The sequence below is a fragment of the Caballeronia sp. KNU42 genome, assembly GCF_053760385.1.
On sequence record NZ_CM132388.1, the window covers coordinates 822,889 to 841,530 of the forward strand.

The following is an 18,642-nucleotide window of genomic DNA, read 5'->3' on the forward strand; positions in this document are numbered from 1 at the left end:
CGCCACCATCCCCAATTCAGTTGCCTTAAAAGGGCGCCTTGAAAATCATGAAACGAATCCATGCCACGTTCTTCGCCGCAGTTCTGAGCGCTACGATTGCGCCCGCGTGCCAGGCGCAGTACACCACCGACTGGCTAGCAAACACCTATGGGACCAACGCCACCCGCGTGGGCAGCGTCGCGCGCTCCATGTGGGTAGCACCCGAGGGCGTCATCTACACGGCTTCACTGTGGGACGAAAACGAGGGAGGAGTCGCGATCTACCAGAACGGCCAGAGCACGGGGTCCATAGGAGGTCACGGCGACTTTCAGGGCGGGGCCATCACGGGTAATGCAACTTCTATCTTCGCTGCATTGGCATTCACTACCGCTTACGGAAGCGGCACAGTGGGGCGGTACAACAGGACCACCCAGACCCGCGATTTGCTTCTCTCCGTCAGCGCGGCAACGACGACGCAGTTGACCGACGTCATCACCGGACTGACGACGTCGGGCTCGCTCCTCTATGCGAGCGACTTCCCGGGAAATCGCGTGCGGGTCTACACGACCGATGGCACCTGGCGACAGGACATCAACGTCCCATGCCCTGGCGCGCTCGCCGTGGACGGCGCAGGAAACATCTGGGTTGCGCAGAAAAGCGGTGCCGCGATCGTCGAATTCAGTCCTGCTGGCGTGCAGCTGAACACCATCCAGTTGCCTGCGGCCGCTCGACCGTCCGCGCTGTATTTCGATTCGTCGACGGGGTATCTCATGATCGGGGACGAGGGTCCCGACATGAACATCAAGATCTACAACATCTCGAGCACGCCATCTCTGGTCAGTACGTTTGGCATCCTGGGCGGATACCTGGACACGACTGCCGGAACAAAAGGCCAGGTCGGCGATAAGCGCTTCACACGCATCACCGGCATCGGCAAGGACGCGGGCGGCAACCTGTACGTCCTCAACAATCCATGGGGCGGAAGCTGGGACCTCGGCCGCGACGGCGGCACCGATATCCACTCCTACAGCAGCACCGGCACCCTGCAATGGAAGCTTCAGTCCCTGAACTTCGAGGGCGTCGCAGCTCCCGACCCGGGTACCGACAGCGCCTACTTCTATAGCGGCACCAACCTCTACCGCGGCACCGCTGGAGGAACCTTCGTCGCAAACACGGTCGATCCGATCGACTATCCTTCTGATCCACGGATCAACCTCAACGATGCCTCACGCGATGAACACTTCGGTCAAGTCGCGGCCGTTGGCGGCAACCGTATCCTTGTAGCGTCCGGCCAGAATCCCGATACCTTCTACTTCTTCCACTTCAACAACGCGAATGGCTACATCGCCATACCGGATGGCTCGATTCCAGGGACATTGTTCAATGCGACCGCACCGGTCAGGGACGGATTCTGCCTTGCCAGCAACGGCGACGTCTGGGCGGGTCTAGACAAGACGAATGCCATCTGGCACTACCCGCTGACCGGCTTCGATAGCACCGGCAAGCCGACATGGGGAGCAGGAATCGCAACGCCCATTCCAGGCACGATCACGCCTTTGTCACGGATCATCTACCTGCCCGAGAGCGACACCATGATCCTGGCCCAGGGTCTGACCGGAGGTTCAGGCTGGACATCGATTGGAACGAGGGTCGAGGTGTATCACGGCTGGCTTGCAGGCAACACTACCGCGCCCAATCCCGTGATCAGCCTCACCAGCGTCAACCCCAAGTCGATCACGGCAACCGGCAACTATCTCTTCGTCGGATATGTGCACACCGTGCCCAACATCGATGCCTTCAACCTGACCACCGGGAACCTGGATACCACGCTCATCAACAGCAGCCCCAGCACGGTGTACGTGGGCAATGACGTGGACTCGATGTACGGCCTCAGATCCTACCTTAGCTCGACCGGACAGTACGTCGTCACGAAGGACAACTACAACGGTAGCAGCGTCGTTGTTTATCGCTGGACGCCTTGATTAACCGGCTCATCGCGGCTCATCGCGGCTCGTCGTGGCTCACGCCCGCGGCGAGCGGCAGCATCGGATGAGCCGCGACCGTCCGGTCTGGCTGCGACCGGTCAGCGAACTTATCTGCCTATCCACGCCAGCGAGGTCTGGCGGACTTCGCTCACGCCATGAATGGCCGCACCCGACATCGGCCGTGCAGACACTCCCATTAAACGAGTAGCATGTCACGACCCGGCAAGAACACATACCTTGTTTGACCGGGCCGATCCTGCGCTTGCTCGCGGCATCGCCAGAGCCTTTAGCCCCGAGCATCGCAGATAAAAAAACGTGCCGTAATGGAGGAGACAAAGCATGCGCAAGATGCGCTGGATGGTGATATTTCTATGTTTCCTGGCGATCGCGATCAACTATGTCGATCGCGCGAACCTTGCAGTCGCAGCCCCACAGATACAGAAGGCGCTCAACATCGGCCCGGCGCAAATGGGCCTGGTAATGAGCGGCTTCTTCTGGACCTATGCGCTGATGCAAATGCCGTTCGGCTGGTTCATCGATAAAGTCGGCGCACGCATTGCGTTGCCGCTTGCAGTCGGCTGGTGGTCCCTGTTCACCGCGCTCACGGCCGCGACCACGAGCGTGGCGGGCATGTTCGGCTGCCGCCTGATGCTCGGCGTGGGCGAGGCGGGCGCTTATCCGGCGTGCGCCAAGCTCGTCTCGCAATGGTTCAAACCGGCGCAGCGCGCGTTCGCCACCAGTATCTTCGATAGCGGCTCGCGGGTCGGCTCCGCACTGTCGATCCCGATTGTCGCGCTGATCATCAGCGGCTTCGGCTGGGAAGCGTCCTTCGTCGCGACAGGCGCGGTGGGTTTGTTATGGGTGCTTGGCTGGTTCCTGATCTACCGCAATCCGTCACGTGGCGATCTGACCGGCGATGAAAACGCAACGCCCGCGCCGCGCGAAAAAGCAGCGGGCCAGAACGTCACGTGGGCCTCGCTCTTCAGGCATCGCACGCTGTGGGGCATGATGCTCGGCTTCTTCTGCCTGAACTTCGTGATCTATTTTTTCATCACGTGGTTTCCGAGCTATCTCGTGCAGACGCGCGGCTTTTCGCTCAAATCGCTCGGCACGCTCGGCATGATCCCCGCGCTCATTTCGATTCCCGGCGGCTGGCTGGGCGGCATCGTGTCGGACGCGCTCTACAAGCGCGGCTGGAGCCTCACGAAGTCGCGCAAGACGTGCATGGTCGGTGGCATGCTGCTTTCATCGATCATCACATTGTCGGCGTTCACGACCAGCATCTATGTGATGCTCGCATCGTTTGGAATCGCCTATGGCAGCCTCGCGTTCGCCGCGGCAAGCATCTGGTCGCTGCCCGGCGACGTGGCGCCGACACCGGATTACGTGGCATCGATCAGCGGCATCCAGAACTTTGCATCGAATCTCGCGGGCATCGTGATCACCACGTTCACCGGCCTTATGCTCGCACTCACCAAAGGGTCGTTCACCATTCCGCTGGTCGTCGCGGGCGGTTTTTGTTTTCTCGGCGCGTTCAGTTACCTGGTGATCGTGGGCAAGATCGAGCCGCTTCATATTCCGGGCGCCCAACCGCTGGACGTAGTTGCGTCGCAGGGAGTGGGGGGACGTTAGCGCGGTGGAGTGTGTGGATTAGCGTCACGGCCCGGGGCAATCCCGCCGGAACGGTCCGGGCTTAAACCCTCCTTTGCTGCGTCGCATGAGAAAATTTCGCATCGTATGATTTTTCGTTGTATACTTCGTCCCCGATTGAGCAAACGGTTGTGGAGCAAGGCTGGCAGGGTGTTGAACAAACCTTCCCGCGCGCCGCTTTCCGGTTCTGCCGGCCGATGGGTTGCTTGCCAGCAACTGAATAAATCGGCTGCGCTGAACGCGTCTGGATCGTTGCAAAAGATGCAAAAATGGAGTGGTAGTTCAGTTGGTTAGAATACCGGCCTGTCACGCCGGGGGTCGCGGGTTCGAGTCCCGTCCACTCCGCCAGCATTCACGAGAAAGGCGAACTCCGGTTCGCCTTTTTTATTGCCCGCTGCTGTAACATCGGGCGTTTCGTATTAGGCAGAATCGTCACGCATGCTCGACTTTTTCCGTAATCACCAACGCCTGATGATGGCCCTGTTGATCCTGATCGTCGTGCCAGGATTGGGAATTGTGGGTATCCAGGGCTTCAGCAGTTTCTTCGACGAAAACGCCAACGTCGCCAGCGTCAACGGCCGCAAGATCACGCGTGTCGAGTTCGATGGCGCAATGCGTCAGCAAGTCGATCGCGCACGTCAAATGCTCGGCGCCCAGTTCGACCCGAAGATGTTCGAAACGCCGGAAATGCGCGCATCGCTGATCGACAGCCTCGTGCAACAGCGCGTACTCGCCGATGAAACCCAGCGTCTCCACCTGACCGCCTCGGACGCCGCCGTGCGTCGTGCATTGCTGGCCGATCCGACTATCGCTTCGCTGCGCAAGCCCGACGGTTCCATCGACGTCGAACAGTACAAGCAATTGCTCGCGATGCAGGGCATGACGCCCGAGCAGTACGACGAGCGCGTACGTTATGGCTTGTCCTCGGACCAGATTCCGGCGAGCATCCAGTCCACGGCGTTCACGTCGAAGACCCTGGCGCAATCGCTGACCGAGATCGCCGAGCAGCGCCGCGACGTTCAAGGCCTGGCGTTCCGCACCGTCGATTACACCGCGAAAATCCAGCCCACCGACGCGCAAGTGAAGTCTTACTACGACGCGCACAGCGCCGAGTTCGCCACGCCCGAGTCCGCGACCATCCAGTACCTGGTGATGTCGCCGGCCACGTTGTCGGCAGCGGTCAAGCCGACCGACGCGGACCTCAAGAAGTACTACGACGACAACATCGCGCGCTTCAAGACGCAGGCACAAGTGCGCGCGAGCCACATCCTGATCACGGCGCCGAAAGACGCAAGCGCTGCTGACAAAGCGAAGGCCAAGCAACAAGCCGAAGCGCTGCTCGCGCAGGTCAAGGCGCATCCGGACCAGTTCGCTGAAATTGCACAGAAGAATTCGCAGGACCCGGGGTCCGCTTCAAAAGGCGGTGACCTTGGCTATTTCAGCCGCGGCATGATCGCTGGCGGTTCGTCATTCGACGACGCTGCGTTCGGACTGAAGAAGGGCGAAATCAGCGGGATCGTGCAGACGGATTTCGGTTATCACATCCTGCAAGCGACTGACGTGAAGCCGTCCGTCACGCAGCCGTTCGACGAAGTGAAGGACGCGATCACGAAGGAAGTTATCGCGCAGCAAGCGGCCAAGAGTCTGGCCGACGATGCGGAAGGTTTCACCTCGACGGTCTACGAAAAATCGAAGTCGCTGCAACCTGCCGCCGACAAATACAAGCTGCAAATCCAGACGGCCACGGTGGGATCGAAACCCGATCCGAAGCTCCCGCCTGACAGCCCGCTGAACAACCCGAAGTTCCTCGCAGCCATATTCGCGGCGGACGCCGTCAAGCAGCACAACAACACGCAGGCTATCGATATCGGCAACAGCACGCTGATCGCGGGCCGTGTGACGGACTACAAGCCTGCAGCCGTGCCCGCACTCGATACCATCAAGGACGCGGTGCGCGCGAAGGTCGTGGCGGAACAAGCAGCCGAGGCCGCACGCAAGGAAGGCGCCGCCAAACTGGCCGAGTTGCTGAAGTCGAACTCGACGACAGGTTTTTCATCGGTATCGAAGGTGTCGCGTAACGACGCGCAGGGCATGCCGCCCGCCGCGCTCGCCGCTATCTTCAAGGCGGATTCGTCGAAGCTGCCGACCTACGTGGGCGTTGATCTTGGTGCGGACGGATACGCTATCTATCGCGTGGACGGTGTCGAAAAGCCTGATCCTGTGACCGCGGACCGTCTGGCCGGCGCGCAACAGCAAGTCGCTCAGGTCTATGCGCAAGCCGAGATGGAGTCGTACCTCGATTCATTGAAGGCGCGCTCGAAGGTGAAGATCACGAACGTGCCCACCACGTCCGATCAGTCGCAATGAACCTGGCGGCCTGATCCGCACGATAAAAAGCCCCGCCGGCAAAAACCAGCGGGGCTTTTTCATATCGGGTTTCTCGCTTCTTCTGAGCGTCTAAGGAGCAGGAGAAAGCGCCCGATGGACGCGTTACAAGACCTGCATCGAGGTTAGAGGCATGCCTGGATGTCGCCCGTGGCATCGCTGCCGGCCGAGCCCGCAGCGCGGAAACCGACCCATGTACCCGGGCCCGAATAGTTGGGACGTACGATAGCCTTCGCGCCGTCCGGCGGTTGCTGACCCGGAACGTAGACGTCGGCGGCCATATCGTTCGCGAGCGTGTCTTGCGAAACTACTTGTTGCTGTGATTTATCGGCCCATTTCTGCGCGATACATTGTGCGACGGCTTTCGGCGGTTGCTGGCTCGTGCCGACCTGGCTGACGCCAGGGGACATGGGAGCGGCGCAAGCCGAAATCGCGACGGTCATGGCGAGAATTGGTAAATATTTCACGTTACCTCCTTTCAATGCGCTCACAGCGGAGCCGGGGTTTTTCAGGGTTACGCGAAAGTCTTGATTACTGAATCGTGGCCGTATTCCGCGCATGGCTAAATGCCAACCAGGCGACGCGCTGACAGGGTTCAAGCGGGTTATATCGATAAATGACTTCACTCAGCCATAACCTCCGGTCATTTCAATGGCGCGCCCAGCAAAGGTCTTAAAACTGGCCAGACGTTGTTTAATAGCAATGGCTGGGCCTGAGGGGTCGGATGAATCTGATCCGCCTGAAACATTTCGGGCTTGTTTTCAATGCCAGCCAATAAGAACGGGACTAGCGGCACGTGTTTTTCTTTGGACAATTGTTCGTAGACGCCGTGAAACTTTTGCGAATAGTCGGGGCCATAGTTAGGCGGAACATACATCCCCACGAGTAAAACTTTCGCGTTGGCGGCCTGTGATTTCTCGATGATGGCCCGCAAGTTCGCCTCCGTGGTCGCGAGCGGCACGCCGCGCAGCGCGTCGTTGGCGCCGAGTTCCACAATCACAATGCTTGGCTTGATGCGGTTGAGCGCAGCGGGCAGGCGGGCGAGGCCTCCGCTGGTGGTGTCGCCGCTGATGCTTGAATTGGCGACGCTATAATCGAAGTGCTCCTGCGGTAGTTTCGTCCGCAATAATGCAACCCACCCTGTATCGCGCGGCAGGCCGTATTCCGCGGAAATGCTGTCGCCAAGGACCACGATCGACGGTTTGGCCGCTGCGGACGACGCAGTGGCCACAACCGCAGTCGCGTCTTGCGCCGCATAAGCGGACGCCGTGTAAGCGGCTGCCGCGCCCATGCATGCGATCAAAGCAACCCATGCCAGCGTGGCGCGCGTTGTCCAGTTCACCTTAAGTCTCTCCATGCAAAACAATATCGAACCAGTCATTGAAGTACGGGGTTTAAGCAAGCGGGTGAAGGACGCGACGGGTGAATTGATCATCCTCGATCAGATCGACCTGTCGATCGAAAAGGGCAGCAGCGTCGCCATTGTGGGTGCATCGGGATCGGGCAAATCCACCTTGCTCGGCCTGCTTGCCGGATTGGACAGCGCGACAGCCGGCTCGGTTCGATTGCTCGGGCGCGACCTGGGCACGCTGAACGAGGACGAACGCGCGGCGTTGCGCAGCGGCTCGGTGGGATTCGTGTTCCAGTCGTTCCAGTTGATGCCGCACCTGACCGCTCTCGAGAACGTGATGTTGCCACTGGAATTGCGCGGCGACGTGCCGCACAAGGAGATTGCGACCCGTGCACGAGACCTGCTCGAACAGGTCGGCCTCGGTCAGCGAACCGCGCATTATCCCAAGCTGTTGTCCGGTGGCGAGCAACAACGGGTCGCGCTTGCGCGCGCGTTTGTCACGCATCCGGCCGTGCTGTTCGCCGATGAACCCACCGGCAGTCTTGATGCGGCAACGGGTTACGCGATCATCGACCTGATGTTCGAGATGAACCGGCGTAATGGCGCAACGTTGATCCTCGTTACGCACGACACCGAACTGGCCGGGCGATGCGATGCCACGGTGACGATAGAAGCTGGGCGCCTGGTGAACGGCTTGAGTGTGTAGGGTTGGGGTCGTTCGCACTCGGGGTTTGGGGGGCTGGGGTTAGCGGTCGGGTTCTTTGCCGGGTTGCTGCTTTCGGCCTTAGCGGCGTGCCTGAGTTGGCTATTTTCTTTACCACTATTAGCCACTGCGCGTGGCGGCGCGTCATTTCTTTGTCCAAAGCGACAAAGAAACGAAGCAAAGAAAGCGCTTTTAAAACGCGGGCCCATAAGTTGACCTAGCGTGCAGTTCCTGCGTTTTTGGCACCCCAAAAGCACGGTGCTCGCTAGAACCGCCGGTGTGTGAAACCCTCCTTCTCCGAACACGGATACCCACACGCTTCGCCACCAGTGACTGAACCTGCCAAAGGGGCACCCCGCGCTATCCGCGAACAACCATCTTCCGAATTTGTACGCACGCCGAACCACGTCGCCAACCCACCACGAAACAAGTTGCTCGGATAGATGAGGCCTTACCAGCAAAAAAAGCCGGGGCCGATCATGCCGACCAAGCAGCTAAACTGCGAAGAGCCGCGGCACCAAACAGACGTAAGGCCGTGCGGATTTTCTTGGCAAGCGTGCTTGCCCGAGAGCGTACGGGGCGAAGCGTGTTCGTGTCAGGATTCGCGAGAAGGAGGGGTTCAAACATCCGTCGCTCTTGCGAGCACCGTGCTTTTGGGGTGCCAAAAACGCACAAACTGCACGCTAGGTCAACTTACGAGCCCTCGTTTTGAAAGCGCTTTCTTTGCTTCGTTTCTTTGTCGCTTTGGACAAAGAAATGACGCGCCGCCACGCGCAGTGGCTAATAGTGCTAAAGAAAATAGCCAACTCAGGCAGGCCGCTAAGGCCGAAAGCAGCAACCCGGCATAGACCCCGACCGCTACCGCAGGAACCTGGCATTGCCCCCGACCACTAACGCAGAAACCCGGCCCCAACCCCAAACCCCAACCCCGAGTGCGAACGAATACCCTTCCGGGTGTCTCGCGTCTTCATCAAAGAAAAACGCGAGACGCCGTTCAAACCAACTCGCTTAAAGCCCCTTCAACGCAGCCTGCGCACGCGCGATCAACGCCGATGTCGACGAATCGTGCTTCGTGGGATCGGCCTTGTCGCTGACGATATCGGCTTCCACCACCTTGCCGAGGATCTTACCCAGCTCCACGCCCCACTGATCGAACGAGTTGATATCCCAGATCGCGCCTTGCACTAGCACCTTGTGCTCGTACAGCGCAATGACCGCACCCAGTGTCTCAGGCGTGAGGGCATCGAGGATGATCGTCGTGGTCGGGCGATTGCCGGGGAAGCTCAGGTGCGTAGCAAGTTCTTCCTTGCCCGGTCCCGCCACCTTTTTCGCTTCTTCCAGCGTGCGCCCGAGCATCAGCGCTTCGCTTTGCGCGAAGCAGTTCGCGAGCAGCTTGGCGTGATGATCGACAAGAGGATGTTCCGGCGTCAGCACCGCGATGAAGTCGATCGGGATCAGCGTGGGACCCTGATGCAGCATCTGGTAGAACGCGTGCTGGCCGTTCGTGCCGGGTTCGCCCCAGATCACGGCGGCGGTCGGGTAATCGACCATGGTGCCGTCAAGCCGCGCTGACTTGCCGTTGCTTTCCATCTCGAGCTGCTGGAGATACGAAGACAGGTAACGCATGGCTTGCGAGTATGGCGCGACCATCACGCTTTGCGACTTGAAGAAGTCGCGATACCAGACGCCGATCGTGCCCATCAGCACGGGCAGGTTGCGTTCGAACGGCGCGGTACGGAAATGCTCGTCCATGGCATGCGCGCCGGCGAGCAGCTTTTCGAAGTTCTCCGGTCCGACCGAGATCACGATCGACAACCCGACGGTCGACCATAGCGAATAACGGCCGCCGACCCAGTCCCACATTTCGAAGACGTTTTCCTTCGCAATGCCGAACTTGACCACTTCCTCAGGATTCGCCGATACCCCCACGAAGTGCTTCGACAGCGCGTCTTCCGGGCAGCCGCTCTTCACGAACCACTCGCGCATGGAGCGCGCATTGGTCATGGTTTCGAGCGTGGTAAACGTCTTCGATACAACGATAGCCAGCGTCTCTTCAGCGTCAATGCCCTTGAGCACGTTGTAGATATCGGCGCCATCGACGTTCGAGACAAAATGCGTGTCCAGACCCGGCTGTGCGAGGTGCTGCAACGCATGCACGACCATCTTCGGCCCGAGATCCGAGCCGCCGATCCCGATGTTCACCACATGGCGAATCCGCTTGCCTGTATAGCCGGTCCACGAGCCGTCGCGAACCTTGTTCGCGAACGCGGCCATCTTGGCTTTTTCAGCGCGGATTTCTTTCTGGAACGGGGAGTTGTCGTCGGTGGAACGCAGGGCCGTATGCAGCACCGCGCGATGTTCCGTGACGTTGACGATATCGCCGGCAAACACGGCGTCGCGCTTGTCAGCGACCTTGGCCTGCTGCGCGAGTTCGACCAGCAGCTTGAGCGTGGCTTCGGTGACACGGTTCTTCGAGAAATCGACGGAGATGCCGCCGCCATCAAAAGTCAGGCGTTCGGCACGGGACGGCGTTGTATCGTTTTGCGGCGCGAACCAGTCGCGCAGGCGTTCGTCACGGATGGCATCGTAATGCGTCTGGAGCGCCGGCCAGGCAGGGAGCGAATTGAGCGTCATAACGGTCCGTTTATCAGAGGGTGACGGGGGAAGTACGGGTCATCGCGCGCAGTCTGATGATGGTCTGCCTCGACGGGCTTTTCGACCACCTCATCGACCACCTTGCGCGCGAGTCAACAAGTATAGCCACGATGGATGAATGATTGCTTGCATGAAACTTAGGGCGCGTCGTGCGCTTCGTGTTTCGTTCGTCAGGGGTAAACGCCGTTTGGCGAACGGCGAGGTCGGTCACGCGGGTGACACATGCGGCGTGACTTAAGCAGCGTAAAACAGCCGGTTGAGCAAACTGCGCACCTTTGGCGCCAGTTCGCCAGCGGTCAGTCCTGCTGGACCTTCGCCTTCGCCGGTCAATTCTTCCGCGGCAAGCCCGTGCAGATACACACCGGCCAGCGCGGCTTCATAAGCCGGCAATCGCTGTGCGAGAAACGCCCCGATCAACCCGCCCAGCACGTCACCAGTCCCACCGCTGGCGAGCGCGGCATTGCCGGTGGGGTTCACGGAAACGCGCCCGTCCGGCGAAGCGACGATCGTGCCCGTGCCTTTCAACACAACCACCGCAGCGAAGCGCGCAGCCAGTTGCCGAGCGGCAGCAAGACGATCCGCTTGCACTTTTTTCACATCCGATCCGAGCAAGCGCGCCGCTTCGAGCGGATGCGGCGTCAACACGCACGGGTCGCCGCGAGCACCCCGTTCGGCGACCTTGGCAGCCAGTTTTTCATCCGATGAAATCAGGTTGAGCGCGTCGGCATCGAAGAGCTTCGCGACATCGAGCGCGAGGACATCGACGAGCACCTTCTTCGCGCGCTCGCTCTGGCCCATGCCGCAGCCGACGGCGAGTGCGTTCATCTTGTCGAGTGAGATCTGGTCGACGTGATGCAGCATCAGTTCCGGATGCGGCGGATCGTAAGGCGGGGAATCGGTGCCGATGAACGCCACGTTGACCTTGCCCGCGCCTGCGTACAACGCCATGCGCGCGGCCAGGATCGGCGCGCCGCACATGCCGGTGTCACCGCCGAGCACGGCCAGCGTGCCGAATGTGCCCTTGTTGGTCGCGTTGTCCCGGGGCGGGAAGTGCGAGCCGAACAGCGATGGCGCGTTCAGCACGACAGAAGGTTCAAGAGGCGGCTTGACGCCCAGATCGGCGATATAAAGCTTGCCCGTCAGGTCGCGGCCATCGCCGGTGAAATGGCCCGGCTTCGCGCCAATGAACGTGATGGTGTGCGTGGCGCGCACGGCCTGCGCACGGCCATCGGCGCTGCGGCTGACCGGTTCGCCGGTGTCGCTCGATAGCCCGCTCGCGATATCCAGCGCGAGCACGCCGCCGCCCGCCTTCGAGCGCCGCGACAAGCGCGCGGCGAGCTCAGCGAACACACCGTCCAGCGGCCGTCCGAGACCGATGCCGAACATGCCGTCGACGAGCCAGCCGAAGTTATCGAAGGAGGGAGGAGGTTCGGCGGTGATTTTCACGCCCGCTTGCCGGGCTTCGGCGAGCGCCCAGCGGGCGTCGTCGGGTTTGACTTCCACCGGCATGCAGACTTCTACGTCTATACCGGCTTGCCGCAAGCGGGTGGCCATCACGAGCGCATCGCCGCCATTGTTGCCCGGTCCAGCCACGATCCAGACCGGCAGCGCGGCAAGCTGCGGCATATGCCCGTTCTGGTTCTGATCGATGACAAATTGCGCCGCGGCAGCTCCGGCGCGTCCCATCAGCGTATTCGCGGGCAGAGACGCCGCTGCGCGGCTTTCAAGGGTGCGGAGTTCGCCAACTGTCAGGAGTGCCAGTGCAGAATCGCGTGGCTCGACGTACGGCGGTGGAGGGGTGTTTGAGACGGAGGAGTCGGTCATGGCGTGAGCGTTGGGGGAATGCGTGAACTCATCGCAATTATTGCGCCCAAATGGGCGCAAACGCCGGCCTGAGATTCGTAAAGTGCATTACGTTCGCGAAAGACGTTTCGTAAGTCCGCTTCGCTGCTCGTCTTTGCTGCTCGCCTTCGCCAACTCTTTTGCCGCCCCCCGGACTCGATCCGGAAACGCACAAACCTTCTTAAAACCGGTTCATCCGCAGCGCGCGCACTGTTTCGATAGGCACGTCGGGCGTGATTCCGGAGACCATTGCAGCCACCACCTTGGCCGCGCCGCAAGCGATACCCCAGCCGGCTGGCCCGTGCGCCGCGTTGATAAACAAACGGGCATGATCGGTCGGGCTAACAACAGGCAACCCATCGGGCGACACCAGCCGGATGCCGTCCCACGCCCGCGCCGCCGATACCTTCGCCGCCCCCGGAATCCAGTCGTGGGTCGCCTGGCCCAACAGCGCCAGGGCGCGCCGCGTCATGCTTTCGGTCATCGGCTTGTGCGCTTTCGCCACGCTCTCCAGCACCGCGCCACCGGTCACCCGCATGCGCTGGTTGATCCGCGTCATCGTGATGCGTTTCACCGAATCGACCACCGTAATGTGCGGCGCGCGCTCCTCGTAAGCAATCGGTGCGGTCAAGGTGTGCAGGCGCAGCGGATGCAACGGCAGCGTGATTCCGAGCGTGGCCAGCAACGCCGGCGTGCCGGTGCCGGCTGCGACCACGATGGCGTCGGCGCCGATCAGTTCCACGTCGCGAGACTTACGGCCCTTGGCGTCCACTTCGCCCGCGCGCGGACCAAGCTCCACGGCGGCACGCTGGGCGTCGGCGCGAATGGCCGTCACTTCGCGACCAAGCTGAAACTGCACGCCGTCGTCTTCCAGCATTTGCTTCAGCAGCTTGGTGAACAGCGGGCAATTGGCGGTGCGGGCGTCGCCCAGCAACACGCCACCGGCAAGCGGCGGATCGTCGGGAATGGAGGGCTCCGCCGCCACGCACTCCGCGGGGGTCAGCATGCGGTGCGGTATCTCGAAGCGTTGCAGCAGGGCGATCGCGGACTGCGTCAGTTCGAGATCGCGTTCATGGCGGAACACGTGCAGCACGCCGGTGCGCTGTTCGTAATCGAGCGAGTAGCGGGCGTCGATATCGGCGATCACGTCGCGCGACAGATCCACCAGCGGGCGCAAAGCAACGTATTGGCCCTTGAAGAGCGCCGGGTCCTGGAATCGCGCGAGTTCCTTCGCGAACTCGCGGGTGTCGGAATTGAAGCCGGGTTTGAACACAATGCCGGTTTTGGCCGCGCGGCGGGTTTGCATGAACGTCGGTCCGAACCAGACGTCGAGCGGCGAGGGCAGCACGGAGCCGCCATGACCGTACGTTGCGCCCTGCGCAACGGTGGCATGGCGCTCGACCACGCAGACGCGGTGGCCGTTTGCACGCAATTGATACGCGGTGGCGATGCCGGCGATTCCGCCGCCGATGACGATGACATCCATGATTCATTCTCGCCCGAAGGCGCAAGACCAGACTGGTTCACGAGCCGGCGCCCGATGCGTCAGGGCGTCCGGGATTCGCCGGGATTCTCGTGAGAGAGGCGAACCGGCGTTTGTGCGACTAAACGCCGGTCGGGGAAAGCGCGCAATGATAGCGTTAAACGCGCGCCGCCGGGACGCCGCGAGCCGCGGCACAGAGGCGCCGGTGAGCGCCCCCGCGGTTGAAAATCCAGGCGCAGCAAGGCTCTTGAAGCGCCCCGCCCGACGTGCCCAAAAACGTTCACGGCATATTTCAGAGATTGAGCCGGCGCCGTCAGGCCGTTTCACGACGTGGCCCGGGGTCCGTTTTCGAGACACTTCCGGGTTATAATCCGGGTCTTCTCACCGCCAATTGCGGCACTGCCGCAATTGACTCCGACGTCTCTCGTCTCGACGTCTGCCTTGGCGTTTTCGACGTCCTTTAAGCATCGCGACAATGGCCCACTTCTCGTGTTTCCCCGGCGCTTCGGCCCTCTCCGATTTCCGTCAAACCCGCCTGCTCGAAACATTGACGCGCATCGACCCGGCAATTGTCGGCGTGCGCGGCCAGTATCTGCATTTCGTGAACTCCGCCGATCCGCTCTCCGATGAAGACAGCAATCGCATCCACGCGCTGATGCACTACGGCACGCCGTTCGAGGCGAGCACCGAGCGCGGCGCGCACGAAACCTTCATGGTCGTGCCGCGTTTTGGCACCGTGTCGCCGTGGGCGAGCAAGGCAACAGATATCGCGCATCACTGCGGCCTGACGCAGGTGCGCCGGATCGAACGGGGGATCGAATATACGGTGATCCTGAAGGGCGGCTTGCTCGGCAGCGGCATTGGCGGCAAGAAGGCGCTCGGCGAGCAGGAGCGCGCGGCGGTCGCCGCTGCGCTGCACGACCGGATGACCGAAAGCGTGGCGCCATCGCGCGATCATGCACTGCATCTCTTCGATGAACTGCCGGCCCAGCCGCTGCAAGCCGTCGATATCCTGGGTCATGGCCGCAGCGCGCTGGAAACGGCGAACGCGGAACTGGGCCTCGCGCTGGCGGACGATGAAATCGACTATCTGGTTGATTCCTTCAAGCAGTTGGAGCGCAATCCGACCGACGTCGAACTGATGATGTTCGCGCAAGCCAACAGCGAACATTGCCGCCACAAGATTTTCAACGGGCAGTGGACCATCGACGGCGAGCCGCAAGACATCTCGCTCTTCAACATGATCCGCAACACCGAGAAGCTGAACCACGCGGGCACGATCGTCGCGTATTCGGACAACTCGGCGATCATGGAAGGCGGCACCGCCGAGCGCTGGTTCCCGCGTGGATCGAATGAGCATTACGGCCGTCACACCGAGTTGACGCACACGTTGATGAAGGTCGAGACGCATAACCACCCGACCGCCATTTCGCCATTCGCAGGCGCGGCAACGGGTTCGGGCGGCGAGATCCGCGATGAAGGTGCGACCGGTCGCGGCGCGCGTCCGAAAGCAGGCTTGGCCGGCTTTACGGTATCGAACCTGGACTTGCCCGATGCACGCCAGCCGTGGGAAAACGCCCGCGACAGCGCCGTGCCGGTGCCGCAGCGCAATCCATCGGATGCGCACGAGCCGTATGGCAAGCCGGAGCGCATTGCTTCGTCGCTGCAGATCATGATCGATGGCCCGATCGGCGCGGCCGCGTTCAACAACGAATTCGGCCGCCCCAATCTGGGCGGCTATTTCCGCGCGTATGAGCAGAACGCTGCCGGACGCGTGCGCGGCTATCACAAGCCGATCATGATCGCGGGCGGGATCGGCAATATCTCGGACCAGCACACGCACAAGATGGATCTGCCGGCGGGGTCGTTGCTGATCCAGATCGGCGGTCCGGGGATGCGGATCGGCATGGGCGGCGGTGCGGCGAGCTCCATGGCGACCGGTGCGAACACCGCGCAACTCGACTTCGATTCCGTCCAGCGTGGCAACCCCGAAATCCAGCGGCGCGCGCAGGAAGTGATCAATGCGTGCTGGCAGTTGGGCGCAGAGAACCCGATCCTGAGCATCCATGACGTGGGCGCGGGCGGGTTGTCGAATGCGTTCCCTGAGCTGGTCGATGGCGCGGACAAGGGCGCGCGTTTCGAACTGCGTCGCGTACAGCTCGAGGAATCGGGTTTGTCGCCGCGGGAAATCTGGTCGAACGAAGCGCAGGAGCGTTACGTCCTCGCGATCGCGCCGGAAAGTTTGCCGGCCTTCGAAGCCATCTGCACGCGTGAACGTTGCCCGGTAGCCGTAGTGGGCGTGGCGACGGAAGAACGCCAGTTGCAGTTGATCGACGACGTGAAGAGCGCGGACCAAGCGCTCGAACCCGTCGATATGCCCATGGAAGTCCTGCTCGGCAAAACGCCGAAGATGCATCGCGATGTGAAGCGCGAGGTCCTGAAGTTCGAACCTGTCGATGTAACCGGCATGGTGTTGTCCGAGATCGCGGTGAACGTGCTCAAGCACCCGACGGTCGCGAGCAAGTCGTTCCTGATTACCATCGGCGACCGCTCGGTGGGCGGCACGACGGCGCGCGACCAGATGGTCGGCCCGTGGCAAGTGCCGGTCGCCGATTGCGCGATCACGACCATGGATTACGCGGGATATCGCGGCGAGGCGATGACCATTGCCGAGCGCACGCCGCTTGCCGTTATCGATGCGCCCGCATCCGGCCGCATGGCGGTGGGCGAAGCGGTGACCAACATTGCGTCTGCGCCGATCGAATCGCTGAACAAGCTGAAGCTGTCCGCTAACTGGATGGCCGCGTGCGGCAGTCCCGGCGAAGACGCGGCGCTGTTCGACACCGTGAAGGCGATTGGCATGGAGTTGTGCCCGGCGCTGGGCATCAGCATTCCTGTGGGCAAGGATTCGCTGTCGATGCGCACAAAATGGCAGGACGTGACGGGTGCGGCGAAGGAAGTCGTGTCGCCGGTGTCGCTGATCATTTCGGCGTTTGCGCCAGTTGAAGATGTGCGCCGCCAGCTTACGCCGCAGTTGCAGCCGGGCACGGACACGGTGCTGATCTCGATCGACCTGGGCCGCGGCAAGAACCGGCTTGGCGGCAGCATCCTGGCGCAGGTGACGCAGCAGATCGGCGATACGGTTCCTGACGTCGACGACGCCGAGGACCTGAAGCGTTTCTTCAACGCGATCCAGTCGCTGAACGCTGCGGGCAAGCTGCTCGCGTACCACGATCGTTCCGATGGCGGCCTTTGGGCGACTGTCTGCGAAATGGCGTTTGCGGGGCACGTGGGTGTGTCGTTGAATGTGGACATGCTGATCCTCGATCCTAACCACGAATCCGATTACGGCGATGCCAAGGACTGGGCGAAGCAGACCAGTGGCCGTCGTGAAGACCGGACCATTCGCGCGTTGTTCACCGAGGAATTGGGCGGCGTGATCCAGGTGCCTCTGGCGGAGCGCGATGCCGTGCTGGCTGTGTTGCGCGAACACGGGCTGTTTGGTTGCAGTGAGGTGATCGGCAAGCCGAACGAGCGTGACGCAATCGAAATTTATCGCGATGCGAAGAAGATCTACGATGCGCCGCGCCATGAATTGCAGCGTGCGTGGAGCGAAGTGAGCTGGCGGATTGCGCGGTTACGCGATAACCCCGCTTGCGCCGATGCCGAATACGACGCGTTGCTCGATCCCGCAGATCCGGGCATTTCGCCGGTTTTGACTTTTGATCCGACGCAGGATGTGTCGGCTCCGTTCATCAACACAGGTGCGCGTCCGCGTGTGGCAATCCTGCGCGAGCAGGGCGTCAATTCGCATCTGGAAACGGCTTACGCGTTCGACCGTTCGAGCTTCGACACGCACGACGTCCACATGAGCGATTTGCTGGAAGGCCGGGTCACGCTGGCGGACTTCGCGGGCGCGGTGGCGTGCGGCGGTTTCTCTTACGGCGACGTGCTCGGCGCGGGCGAGGGCTGGGCGAAGACGATTCGTTTCAATCCGCGTCTGGCCGATATGTTCGAGGCGTTTTTTGGCCGCACGGACACTTTTGCGCTGGGCATTTGCAATGGTTGCCAAATGATGAGCAGTCTCGCTTCGATGATCCCTGGCGCCGATGCGTGGCCGAAGTTCACGCGCAACAAGTCGGAGCAATTCGAAGCCCGGTTTGCATCGGTTGAGATTCAAAGCTCACCGTCGATATTCTTTGCCGGGATGGAAGGTTCGCGGATTCCGGTGGCGGTTGCGCATGGCGAAGGGTTTGCGGATTTCTCGCAGCAGGGCGATTCTGCGAACGCTTTGGTGGCCATGCGTTTTGTCGATAACCAGGGGGTTGCGACTGAGCGTTATCCGTTGAACCCGAATGGCTCGCCGGAAGGGATTACGTCGGTGACGACGCCTGATGGGCGATTTACTGTGCTGATGCCGCACATGGAGCGGGTCCACAGGAACGTGCAGATGAGCTGGACGCCTGCTGACTGGACGGCAGACGCGAGTCCGTGGTTGCGCGTGTTCCAGAACGCACGGCGCTGGTTGGGCTGAGGTTGCGCGGCGCCCCTTTTCACTCAGGAAAAGGGGCGCCGCAACGTCAATCAGAGCCCAATAAAAATGCCCCGC

The 18,642-nt window shown here is 61.4% G+C and carries 10 protein-coding genes and 1 tRNA gene; 6 read left to right on the plus strand and 5 right to left on the minus strand.

Annotation, left to right across the window (positions count from 1 at the left end; genetic code table 11):
* Nucleotides 1–47: 47 nt before the first annotated feature.
* The 4 genes from ACSOSP_RS03645 (at nt 48) to ACSOSP_RS03660 (ending at nt 5,981) form a co-directional block, all read left to right on the plus strand.
* Nucleotides 48–1,961 carry an SMP-30/gluconolactonase/LRE family protein gene (locus ACSOSP_RS03645; protein ID WP_455309622.1) on the plus strand — a complete coding sequence of 638 codons (1,914 nt, stop codon included), beginning with the start codon at nt 48–50 and terminating at the stop codon, nt 1,959–1,961.
* 342 nt (nt 1,962–2,303) lie between these two features.
* Nucleotides 2,304–3,596 carry an MFS transporter gene (locus tag ACSOSP_RS03650; protein ID WP_455309623.1) on the plus strand — a complete coding sequence of 431 codons (1,293 nt, stop codon included), beginning with the start codon at nt 2,304–2,306 and terminating at the stop codon, nt 3,594–3,596.
* 289 nt (nt 3,597–3,885) lie between these two features.
* Nucleotides 3,886–3,962 (plus strand) — tRNA-Asp (locus ACSOSP_RS03655).
* 90 nt (nt 3,963–4,052) lie between these two features.
* Entirely contained in the window at nt 4,053–5,981 is a 1,929-nt protein-coding gene (locus ACSOSP_RS03660) for a SurA N-terminal domain-containing protein (protein ID WP_455309624.1), read from the plus strand.
* Nucleotides 5,982–6,124: 143 nt separating this feature from the next.
* On the opposite strand, the gene ACSOSP_RS03665 is transcribed toward ACSOSP_RS03660, so the two are convergent.
* Together ACSOSP_RS03665 and ACSOSP_RS03670 are read right to left on the minus strand one after the other, a co-directional pair.
* Nucleotides 6,125–6,466: a hypothetical protein gene (locus ACSOSP_RS03665; protein ID WP_455309625.1), complete on the minus strand. Its 342-nt coding sequence runs from the start codon at nt 6,464–6,466 to the stop codon at nt 6,125–6,127.
* 176 nt (nt 6,467–6,642) lie between these two features.
* On the minus strand, nt 6,643–7,356 hold the full coding sequence (locus ACSOSP_RS03670; protein WP_455310837.1) for an arylesterase: 714 nt from the start codon (nt 7,354–7,356) through the stop codon (nt 6,643–6,645).
* Between ACSOSP_RS03670 and ACSOSP_RS03675 the strand changes: the two genes are divergently transcribed.
* Nucleotides 7,355–8,056 (plus strand): ABC transporter ATP-binding protein, encoded by a 702-nt coding sequence (locus ACSOSP_RS03675; RefSeq protein ID WP_062091748.1) that lies wholly within the window; start codon nt 7,355–7,357, stop codon nt 8,054–8,056. The genes ACSOSP_RS03670 and ACSOSP_RS03675 overlap by 2 nt on opposite strands.
* 1,005 nt (nt 8,057–9,061) lie before the next feature.
* On the opposite strand, the gene pgi is transcribed toward ACSOSP_RS03675, so the two are convergent.
* The 3 genes from pgi to ACSOSP_RS03690 all read right to left on the minus strand — a co-directional run bounded on the left by pgi (nt 9,062) and on the right by ACSOSP_RS03690 (nt 14,036).
* Nucleotides 9,062–10,687: a glucose-6-phosphate isomerase gene (pgi, locus tag ACSOSP_RS03680; protein ID WP_455309626.1), complete on the minus strand. Its 1,626-nt coding sequence runs from the start codon at nt 10,685–10,687 to the stop codon at nt 9,062–9,064.
* Nucleotides 10,688–10,942: 255 nt separating this feature from the next.
* Entirely contained in the window at nt 10,943–12,532 is a 1,590-nt protein-coding gene (locus ACSOSP_RS03685; protein ID WP_455309627.1) for an NAD(P)H-hydrate dehydratase, read from the minus strand.
* 199 nt (nt 12,533–12,731) lie between these two features.
* On the minus strand, nt 12,732–14,036 hold the full coding sequence (locus tag ACSOSP_RS03690; protein WP_455309628.1) for an FAD-dependent oxidoreductase: 1,305 nt from the start codon (nt 14,034–14,036) through the stop codon (nt 12,732–12,734).
* Between the two features lie 472 nt (nt 14,037–14,508).
* On the opposite strand from ACSOSP_RS03690, the gene purL reads away from it, so the two are divergent.
* A complete protein-coding gene (purL, locus tag ACSOSP_RS03695) occupies nt 14,509–18,567 on the plus strand; it encodes a phosphoribosylformylglycinamidine synthase (protein ID WP_455309629.1) in 4,059 nt (1,352 codons plus the stop codon).
* Nucleotides 18,568–18,642: the final 75 nt, after the last annotated feature.

What these genes read in the sequence shown, in the direction of transcription:
- ACSOSP_RS03645 (WP_455309622.1), top strand. Translation starts at nt 48, where the DNA reads ATGAAACGAATCCATGCCACGTTCTTCGCCGCAGTTCTGAGCGCTACG.
- ACSOSP_RS03650 (WP_455309623.1), top strand. Translation starts at nt 2,304, where the DNA reads ATGCGCAAGATGCGCTGGATGGTGATATTTCTATGTTTCCTGGCGATC.
- ACSOSP_RS03660 (WP_455309624.1), top strand. Translation starts at nt 4,053, where the DNA reads ATGCTCGACTTTTTCCGTAATCACCAACGCCTGATGATGGCCCTGTTG.
- ACSOSP_RS03675 (WP_062091748.1), top strand. Translation starts at nt 7,355, where the DNA reads ATGCAAAACAATATCGAACCAGTCATTGAAGTACGGGGTTTAAGCAAG.
- ACSOSP_RS03670 (WP_455310837.1), bottom strand. Translation starts at nt 7,356, where the DNA reads ATGGAGAGACTTAAGGTGAACTGGACAACGCGCGCCACGCTGGCATGG.
- pgi (WP_455309626.1), bottom strand. Translation starts at nt 10,687, where the DNA reads ATGACGCTCAATTCGCTCCCTGCCTGGCCGGCGCTCCAGACGCATTAC.
- ACSOSP_RS03685 (WP_455309627.1), bottom strand. Translation starts at nt 12,532, where the DNA reads ATGACCGACTCCTCCGTCTCAAACACCCCTCCACCGCCGTACGTCGAG.
- ACSOSP_RS03690 (WP_455309628.1), bottom strand. Translation starts at nt 14,036, where the DNA reads ATGGATGTCATCGTCATCGGCGGCGGAATCGCCGGCATCGCCACCGCG.
- purL (WP_455309629.1), top strand. Translation starts at nt 14,509, where the DNA reads ATGGCCCACTTCTCGTGTTTCCCCGGCGCTTCGGCCCTCTCCGATTTC.